This window comes from Thioalkalivibrio sp. (assembly GCF_041685615.1).
Lineage (GTDB): Bacteria > Pseudomonadota > Gammaproteobacteria > Ectothiorhodospirales > Ectothiorhodospiraceae > Thioalkalivibrio.
This window is the reverse complement of record NZ_JAWLFK010000017.1, coordinates 34,414-43,406: the sequence shown is the minus strand read 5'-3', so window position 1 is coordinate 43,406 and position 8,993 is coordinate 34,414. Positions and strand designations below refer to the sequence as shown.

At 66.5% G+C, this 8,993-nt stretch carries 6 protein-coding genes and 1 pseudogene; 3 read left to right on the top strand and 4 right to left on the bottom strand.

What is annotated here, in order from left to right:
* The 3 genes and pseudogenes from ACESLR_RS05385 to ACESLR_RS05375 form a co-directional block, all read right to left on the bottom strand.
* Nucleotides 1-786, bottom strand: a pseudogene (locus ACESLR_RS05385) (GAF domain-containing protein); the annotation flags it as partial.
* Between the two features lie 40 nt (nucleotides 787-826).
* Nucleotides 827-1,270 (bottom strand): biliverdin-producing heme oxygenase, encoded by a 444-nt coding sequence (locus ACESLR_RS05380; RefSeq protein WP_373066768.1) that lies wholly within the window; start codon nucleotides 1,268-1,270, stop codon nucleotides 827-829.
* Between the two features lie 174 nt (nucleotides 1,271-1,444).
* A complete protein-coding gene (locus ACESLR_RS05375) occupies nucleotides 1,445-2,464 on the bottom strand; it encodes a sodium:calcium antiporter (RefSeq protein ID WP_373054219.1) in 1,020 nt (339 codons plus the stop codon).
* A 308-nt stretch (nucleotides 2,465-2,772) separates the two neighbouring features.
* On the opposite strand from ACESLR_RS05375, the gene ettA reads away from it, so the two are divergent.
* On the top strand, nucleotides 2,773-4,440 hold the full coding sequence (ettA, locus tag ACESLR_RS05370; protein ID WP_373024709.1) for an energy-dependent translational throttle protein EttA: 1,668 nt from the start codon (nucleotides 2,773-2,775) through the stop codon (nucleotides 4,438-4,440).
* A 111-nt stretch (nucleotides 4,441-4,551) separates the two neighbouring features.
* Here the strand turns inward: ettA and ACESLR_RS05365 are convergent, their stop codons facing one another.
* Nucleotides 4,552-4,866 carry a hypothetical protein gene (locus tag ACESLR_RS05365; RefSeq protein WP_373024708.1) on the bottom strand — a complete coding sequence of 105 codons (315 nt, stop codon included), beginning with the start codon at nucleotides 4,864-4,866 and terminating at the stop codon, nucleotides 4,552-4,554.
* Nucleotides 4,867-5,305: 439 nt separating this feature from the next.
* On the opposite strand from ACESLR_RS05365, the gene treY reads away from it, so the two are divergent.
* Together treY and ACESLR_RS05355 are read left to right on the top strand one after the other, a co-directional pair.
* Complete coding sequence (treY, locus tag ACESLR_RS05360) at nucleotides 5,306-8,029, top strand: malto-oligosyltrehalose synthase (protein ID WP_373024707.1); 2,724 nt, start codon at nucleotides 5,306-5,308, stop codon at nucleotides 8,027-8,029.
* Nucleotides 8,026-8,993 (top strand): alpha-amylase family glycosyl hydrolase (locus ACESLR_RS05355; RefSeq protein WP_373066766.1); only part of this gene is annotated, 968 nt, incomplete at its 3' end. The genes treY and ACESLR_RS05355, both read left to right, overlap by 4 nt.

Genomic DNA, 8,993 nt, shown 5'->3' with positions numbered 1-8,993 from the left:
GGTCACCGGCGGCCAGCACCGCGCCACTGGCCCGAAAGATCGGCAACCATTCCTGTGCATGACTCGCCACCAGTTCGTCCGGTTCGGGAAACGCCCCCCGCTGATCGACCAGGACGTCGCGACTGTCGTTGGCTCGCTGAATCAGCGCGGCTTCCTCGCGGGCCTGGACCAATTCGAGCTGAACACAGGTGGTCTGCACCATGGCGTGCAGAACATCACGCAGCGCCGGTGACAGGATATTGGGTGCCGCTGCATGGCAGGCCAGCAACCCCCACAACCGCCCATCAAGGTGCAGGGCGATCGACATCGCTGCGGCCACGCCCATGTTGGCCAGATACGCGACGTGGATCGGTACGACCGCGCGCAGGATGCCGCGCGAAAGGTCGAGAGGAGACGCGTCGTCCGGGCCGCTGGCCGGGACGAGCGGCACGGCTGACGCCAATGCATCCGGGATGTCACGAACGCGCATTACGAGAGCAGCCGAAAACGCTGCGACCGTCCGCGGCGGCGCAGCGACCCGATCAATGCACCGTGCCGGTTCGGTGAGTCGATCTGGGTGCGGATCTGATCGAGCCACCGGCGGATGAACAGCCGCTCGGGCGCCATGGCAAGCGCATCCGCCACCCGCAGTCCGAGGATGGACTCGAGGTTGGCGCTAACCTGGCGAATCTCCTGGAACTGCTCGTCCATGGCAATCAACGCACCATGTGGCTGAATCGCCCCCGGGATATGCACCGGCTCGCGGTCGCAAGCCTCGAGCGCGGCATCCAGTTCCGGCTCGTCCATACCCTTCGTCTTCTTCGCGGAGTGACAGCGGGCCGTTAATTTACCGCAGTTCGAAATCGCGTTTCCTGCTGTCGAAGGCATCCAGCTCGGCCCTGTAGTCCGCGAACGCCTCTCGGGCACCCGCTACTGCCTGCTCGAACGCGTCCTCGTCTTCCAACTCGTGCTCGAGCGTCGCCAGCAAACGGCTGAAGTCCTCGGGCACGATGGTCCCACCGAAAAAACGGCAAGGCACCGAATCGCCCAGGCTGCAATGGACGCAACGGGCAATCACCGCACTGCCCTGACGCGATCCCTCCAGTACGTAAACCCGACCCCACCAGGCGACTTGTCCATCCGAAAGGTCCGGCCGCATCTGCGAGGCCGGGGGGATGGGCTGGCCCAACTCGACCAGGTCCGCCTCCAGTTGGGCATGCGGTCGGCACATGGCCACCAGCGATTCGGCGTGCTGCTCGCAGGTGAGACCACTGCCGGTCAGGCACTGCATCAACCAATGATGGTCCAGCGACTTGTGCGCCGCCGCCGTGGCCCTGCGCAAGGTCTGGTGACCGTATCCCCGCCGACACCTGTTCATGGATTCAAGATACCCGTTTTGGCCGAACCTGCCTTGTCCGGACGCCCGGATGCCGGGGTTGTCCTTTCACCATGCCACCGGGATCCTTCAGCCGCTCGCCAGAACAATGACCAGTGCGCCGGCGTAAACCGCCAGGACCAGTGCGCTTTCGAATCCGATTCGGCCGAGCCCATAGGTCTCGCGCCGTACCATGCCCAGTAGCAGGATGGCGGTCATCAGAATGCTGATCAGGCCCCAGGTCATCTGCACCGGCGCCATGTCGTGGTAGATGGATCCCCCGGGATAGCCGCCGTCGGCGGCCGCCACCACCAGAATGTTGAAGCAGTTGGTGCCGAAGATGTTGCTCACCGCCAAAGTCAGCGCCCCGCGACGGATGGCCGCGATGGTCGTCACCAGTTCGGGCGAGGAGGTGGCAAGCGCCGTCAGCAGGCCGCCGACCATGGTTTCGGAGAGCCCGGTCTGATCACTGATGACCTTGGCGGCCTCCATGAGTACCCAGCCAGCGATTCCGGTCACAACCGCCAGGCCAATAAAGCGGATCCAGGCCCTGCCCACTCCACCATGACGGTGGCGTTCGGGCTTGTCCGGAACGGTCTGGCGGGTATGCCGGGGAAACCACATGGGTTTGTCTTTTGTGCTGCGAACCAGATACAACCCGCCCAGGTACGCGACGACGATTACCGGGGTAACGGGGTGCAGGCCCCACATCGACACAGGGGGAGAAGCGATCGCAAGCAACGGCAGCGCCAGCAGCACGATCAGCAATGCAGCCTGCATCAGGGTAGTGGGCGAGGCGACCGCGTGTTCCAGGTTCGCCTTGCGATAGACCACGTCCGCGATGCCGAGAAATACGAGATTCGCTGCCATGCTGCCCATGGCGTTGCTCATCGCCAGGTCGGGCCGGGCATCCAGCGCAGCAGTCAGGGTCGCGGCAAAGTCGGGCACCGAGGTCACGCCCGCCAGCAGGAAGATTCCGAACAGCGCCTCGCCCATGCCGGTACGGTCCGCCAGTTCGTCGGCCACCCGCGCCAGCCGGAATCCCGAAATGATAATCACCACGGTCGCGACGCCAAAGGCGATCATGCTGGGGATCAAGGATGAAAACATTCCGGGCCTCGAACTCCTCTATCGCCAAAATGGTCGCGAGCAGGGCTGACGCGCGTCACAGGCGCAAAGTCGCAGCACAGTGGAACGCTTGTCCCCCGTTGTGGCTGGAATTTCGGGGTCCAGCCCTGAATCTAGCAGGCCGGCGGCGTTCGCGGAATGGACCGCGGGTCGGCAGGGGCGGCCACCAGGGGGTTCCGATCCGACAGTTCCACAAGCCCGTGGCCCTCTCGGGATGGTAAAGTGCGGGCCCAGCGCGGACCGCAAGTGGCCCGCCCCCTCATCCAAACCGAATTCGTCGCAGGAGCACCATGGCGCAGTACATTTTCACCATGAACGGCGTGGGCAAGATCGTCCCGCCGAAGAAGTACATCCTCAAGGACATCAACCTGAACTTCTTCCCGGGTGCCAAGATTGGCGTCCTGGGCTACAACGGCGCGGGGAAATCCACCCTGCTGCGCATCATGGCAGGCGTGGATACCGACATTGTCGGCGAGGCGCGCCCGCAACCGGGCATCCACATCGGCTACCTGCCGCAGGAGCCGCAGCTCGACGAGAGCAAGGACGTGCGCGGCAACGTGGAAGAGGCCGTCGCGCCCGTCAAGGAGGCCCTGGCCGAGCTGGATCAGGTGTACGCCGCGTATGCCGAACCGGACGCCGACTTCGACGCGCTGGCTGCCAAGCAGGGCAAGCTGGAGGCGAAGATCGAGGCCGCCGACGGCCACAACCTCGAACGCAAGCTGGAGGTCGCCGCCGACGCCCTGCGCCTGCCGCCGTGGGATGCCGACGTGAAGACCCTGTCCGGGGGGGAACGCCGGCGCGTGGCGCTGTGCCGGCTGCTGCTGTCCAGCCCGGACATGCTGATCCTCGACGAGCCGACCAACCACCTGGATGCCGAATCCGTGGCCTGGCTGGAGCGCTTCCTGCAGGAATTCCAGGGCACCGTGGTCGCGGTCACCCATGATCGCTACTTCCTCGACAATGTGGCCGGCTGGATCCTCGAGCTGGACCGTGGCCAGGGCATCCCGTTCCAGGGCAACTACTCGCAGTGGCTGGAGCAAAAGGAAAAGCGCCTGAAGCAGGAAGAAAAGGCCGAGGCTGCCCGAGTGAAGGCGATGGAATCCGAGCTCGAGTGGGTGCGCTCCAACCCGAAGGGCCGGGGTGCGAAGAGCAAGGCACGCCTGAAACGCTTCGAGGAGATCGCGTCCAGCGACTACCAGAAGCGCTCCGAGACCAAGGAGATCTACATCCCGCCGGGCCCGCGTCTGGGCGACAAGGTGCTGGAGGTGGAAAACCTGTCCAAGCACTTCGGCGACCGCGTGCTCTACCAGGGCCTGTCGTTCTCCGTGCCGCGCGGCGCGCTGATCGGCGTGATCGGGCCGAACGGCGTAGGCAAGACCACGCTGTTCCGCATGATCGCCGGGCAGGACCAGCCGGACGACGGCTCCATCGAGCTGGGCGAGACCGTTCAGCTGGCCTATGTCGACCAGAGCCGCGATGCCCTGCAGGACGAGAAGACGGTCTGGGAGGAGATCTCCAATGGCCAGGACATCATCCAGGTCGGCAACTTCCAGATGCCGTCACGCGCCTACGTCGGCCGCTTCAATTTCAAGGGCACCGACCAGCAAAAACGCATGAAGGAGCTCTCCGGCGGGGAACGCAACCGCGTGCACCTGGCCAAGCTGCTGCAAAGCGGCGGGAACTTCCTGCTGCTCGACGAACCGACCAACGACCTGGACGTGGAAACCCTGCGCGCGCTGGAAGAGGCGCTGCTGGACTTCCCCGGCTCCGCGATCGTGATCTCGCATGATCGCTGGTTCCTCGACCGCATCGCCACGCATATCCTCGCGTTCGAGGAGGACGGCAACGTGGTGTTCTTCGACGGCAACTACCAGGAGTACGAGGAAGACCGCCACAAGCGCCTGGGCGCCGCGGCCGACCAGCCGCACCGGGTCAAGTACAAGCGACTCGCCTCCTGACCCACCCCGAAGGCCCGGCACCCGCCGGGCCTTCGCCTTTCCGCGCCCCGGCACGCCACGATCCGTTCACGGGCAATACCCGCTTCATCGGGCGCCCGGCCCGGCTGGAGACTACGGGTCCCACGGCCGGGTCTGCTCCACGAATTCCGTGGTAAACCCTTCCAGCTCCGCATCCTCGATCAGCCCTTCGCGCCGCATGCAACTGAACTGATCCAGGGCTTTCGAGCGAGCATGGCCATCGAAGATGAACGCAAGCCGCTTGTTCGCTTCCAGCAATTGCTCGTACAGATCCAGAAAGCGGTCGTGGTTCGACCGGCCCTCCTGTTCCATCGTCGCCCGGCAACTGGCCAGGGCTCGCTCGCAGTAACGATCCAGCGCGGTCTCCTTCAGCCGGCTGAACCGTTTCCAGTCCGATTCCTTGATCATTCCAGCAGCCTCCTGAAATTCGACACCCAAGGTGGTCAAGCGGGTGCGTGCTCAACAGGCCGCGAATGATGCAGCGAAAGCGATTGTCCAGCCACCCTTGTCGACGCTCGCAGGTCGCCGTCAGTCGTCCGGTGACCGGGTCGCGGCCCCGGCCGCGGGCGCAATCCCGGAAACCCGCGCAACGGAAAACCACGAGTCCAGGCAGGCGGGCAGGGCCCGCGCTCCACGGATACGGGAGCTCCGTCGAATGGATGGGTATGCCGGAAGCTTACCGATTACCCCGCGAGGCTCCTGCCTCCTGCCATGCGGTCCGTCCCGAAGGCGGTACCCCCGGTTCTGGTCGCGGGCCGGCGATGCGCATTCCCTTCGTTCGGGATGTAGTCCATATTCGGGTTAGCGGCCGGATGGTCCGGCCGGTCTGCCTTCGGGGCGGAGGGCGATGCAGGGATCCATCGGCAGTACAGGCAGCGCGGGTTCCGCGGACGGCCGCAAAGGGCAACAGGCCCAACCCGAGCGAATCGCGACTTGTCGCCTGCAGCTGCACCCGGGGTTCACGCTGGACGACGCTGCCGCGATTGTTCCCTATCTCGCGCGGCTGGGGGTTTCGCATGTCTATCTTTCGCCGATCCTGCAGGCGGTGCGCGGCAGCACCCACGGCTATGACGTCGTCGATCCCTCGCGGGTCAACGAAGAGCTTGGCGGCGAGCCGGCACGCCAGCGCCTGTGCGCGGCGCTGGAGGCCGCGGGAATGGGGCTGGTACTGGACATCGTCCCCAATCACATGGCCGTGGCCGGGGACCAGAACCCGTGGTGGTGGGATGTGCTGGAGAACGGCCCGTCCAGCCCGTTTGCGATGCACTTCGACGTCGACTGGGAGTCCTCGGAGGAGCGCTGGCCGAACAAGGTCCTGCTCCCGGTGCTGGGCGATCATTACGGCCGTGTCCTCGAGGCCGGCGAGATCCGCCTGCAATATGGCGCCGGGCTGTTCGACCTCGCCTATTACCAACACCGCTTCCCGCTGGACCCTTCTTCGCTCAACGAGCTACTCGACCATGCCTGTCGCGCCACCGGTATCGATCTGCTGGGCTTTCTCGCGGAATCCTGTGCCCGCCTGCCACAGCCGCATCTGATCGCACACCATTCGGTGGCACGACGTCACCGCGACCAGGGCGTGATCCGCCAGCTGCTGGACGACACGACCCGCCAGGACCCGGCAGCCGCCGAGGCAATCGCGGCCGAGGTCGAGCGGATCAACGCCGACCCCGATGCCCTGGACATGCTGATCGAGAAGCAGAACTACCGGCTGGCCTGGTGGCGCACCGCCGGCCGCGACCTTGGCTACCGGCGGTTTTTCGACATCAACGACCTGGCCGGGCTGCGTCAGGAGAAGGAGGAGGTCTTCCAGGCCGTGCATGCGCTGCCGGTCCGCTGGGTGGCAGAAGGCTCGGTGCACGGCCTGCGGGTTGACCACCCGGACGGCCTGCGCGACCCCGGGCAGTACTTCAGCCAGTTGCGCCGCGCCTGCCCCAACACCTGGATCGTCGCCGAGAAGATCCTGGAGCCCGGCGAGCAGCTGCCGGACGACTGGCCGATCGCCGGTACCACCGGCTACGACTTCCTCGACCGCGTACAGGGGCTGTTCGCGGACCCGGCCGGCGCGGCCCCGCTGACACGGCTGTTCGAGGAACTCACCGGCGAGGAGGCCGACTACCCGGGACTGGTCTACGAGTCCAAGCGACAGGTACTCAAGGACCTGCTCGGCAGCGAACTCAATCGCCTGAGCTCGCTGTTTGTGGATATCTGCGAACGCCACCGCCGCCACCGCGACTACACCCGTTATGAGCTCTACCTCGCCCTGCTGGAGGTGACCGCCTGCTTCCCCGTCTACCGCACCTACGTCACCCCGCGCGAAGGCGGCGTGACGGCGGCCGACGTCGGCTGCGTGGAGACCGCGATCCAGCGGGCCGCCGAGCGCTGCCCGGAGCTGGACAGCGAGCTGTTGCAGTTCCTGCGCAACCTGCTCCTGCTGCACATCCCCGGCGAGCGCGAGACCGAGCTGGCCCTGCGCTTCCAGCAGCTGACGGGCCCGGCAATGGCCAAGGGCGTGGAGGACACCGCGCTGTACCGCTTCCACCGCCTGACGGCCTTCAACGAGGTTGGTGGTGACCCCGACCGCTTCGGGATATCGGTGGACGAATTCCACGAGGCCAGTGCCCGGGCCCGCGCCCGCCACCCCGAGGCGATGCTGGCCACCTCGACCCATGACACCAAGCGCAGCGAAGACGTGCGCGCCCGCCTGCTACTGCTCTCGGAAATTCCGGAGGCGTGGGCCAGGAACGTGCGCCACTGGATGCGCCACAACACCCGCCACCGGACTGGCGAATGGCCGGACCGGGCCACCGAGTACCTGTACTACCAGACACTGGTCGGTGCCTGGCCGATCGACGCCGAGCGCATGACGGCCTACATGGAAAAGGCTACCCGCGAGGCCAAACAGCACACCAGCTGGACCCATCCGCAGGAAGACTACGAGCAGGCATTGCGCGATTTCGTGGCCGGCAGCCTGGATGACCCGAGCTTTCGCGAATCGCTGGAGTCGTTCCTGCAGCTCCTGATCGGCCCCGGCCGCACCAACAGCCTGGCGCAGACCCTCATCAAGCTCACCGCCCCCGGTATCCCGGACATCTACCAGGGCAGCGAGCTGTGGGACCTGAGCCTGGTCGATCCGGACAACCGCCGCCCGGTGGACTTCGACACGCGGACCCGCCTGCTGGAGGAACTGGCGCACCTCTCGCCGGCGCAGATCAAGGCGCGCGCCGACGAGGGCCTGCCCAAGCAGTGGGTGGTGCGCCAGGCGCTGGCCCTGCGCCACCACCATCCGGAGTGGTTCCGCCCGGATGCAGCCTGTACCCCGCTGCGCGCCAGCGGCGAACGCGGCGGGCACGCGGTTGCCTACCTGCGCGGTGAAGGGGCGCTGGTGCTGGTGCCGCGCCTGATAATCGGGCTGGCGCGCGACTGGCGCGGCACCCGGCTTTCGGTGCCGCCCGGCACCTGGCACAACCGCCTGTCTGGCGAGACCCTGCAAGGTGGCAACTACCCGGTCGCGGAGATCCTCGATGCGTTTCCGGTGGCCCTGCTCGAACGCGAGGAGGAAACGCCATGACCACCGTTAGCGTGTGGGCCCCCGAGGCGCATCAGGTCGAACTGGAGTGCGGTGGCAGCCGCATGCCAATGGATCGCCGGGCGGACGGCTGGTGGTCGCTGCAGACCTCGCGGGTGATGCACGGCAGCGACTATGCCTTCCGCGTCGACGGCAACGGCCCGCTCCCCGATCCGCGCTCCGCCTGGCAGCCGCAGGGCGTACACGGCCCGTCGCGCTGGCTGGATCATTCCCGTTTCGTCTGGAACGACGCTGGCTGGCAGGCGCCGCCACTGGCTGCGGCGGTGATCCAGGAGATCCACGTCGGCACCTTCACCCCGGCGGGCACTTTCGACGGCGTGATCGACCGGCTCGACCACCTGGCCGAACTCGGCGTCACTCACCTGGAGCTGATGCCGGTGGCGGAGTTCCCCGGCGAGCGCGGCTGGGGCTACGACGGGGTCGACCTGTATGCCCCGCACCACGCCTACGGAGGGCCCGAAGGCCTGAAACGCCTGGTCGATGCCTGTCACTGCCGGGGCATTGCGGTGCTGCTGGACGTGGTCTACAACCACCTCGGCCCGGACGGCAACTACCTCGCGCAGTTCGGGCCGTATTTCACCGACCGCTACCACACCCCGTGGGGCGACGCGGTGAACCTCGACGGCCCGGACAGTGACACCGTGCGCCGCTTCTTCATCGACAACGCCCTGATGTGGTTGCGCGACTATCACATCGACGGCCTGCGCCTTGACGCGGTGCATGCGATCGTCGATACCTCGGCCACCCATTTCCTCGAACAGCTCGCCGCCGAGGTGCAGCGCCTCGGACGCGAGCTCGGGCGGCACCTGGTGGTGATCGCGGAGAACGACCGCAACGACCCGCGCGTGGCACGGCCGGTCGAGACCGGCGGCTACGGCCTGGACGCGCAGTGGAACGAGGACTTCCATCACGCACTGCATGCCCTGCTGACCGGCGAGTCCGACGG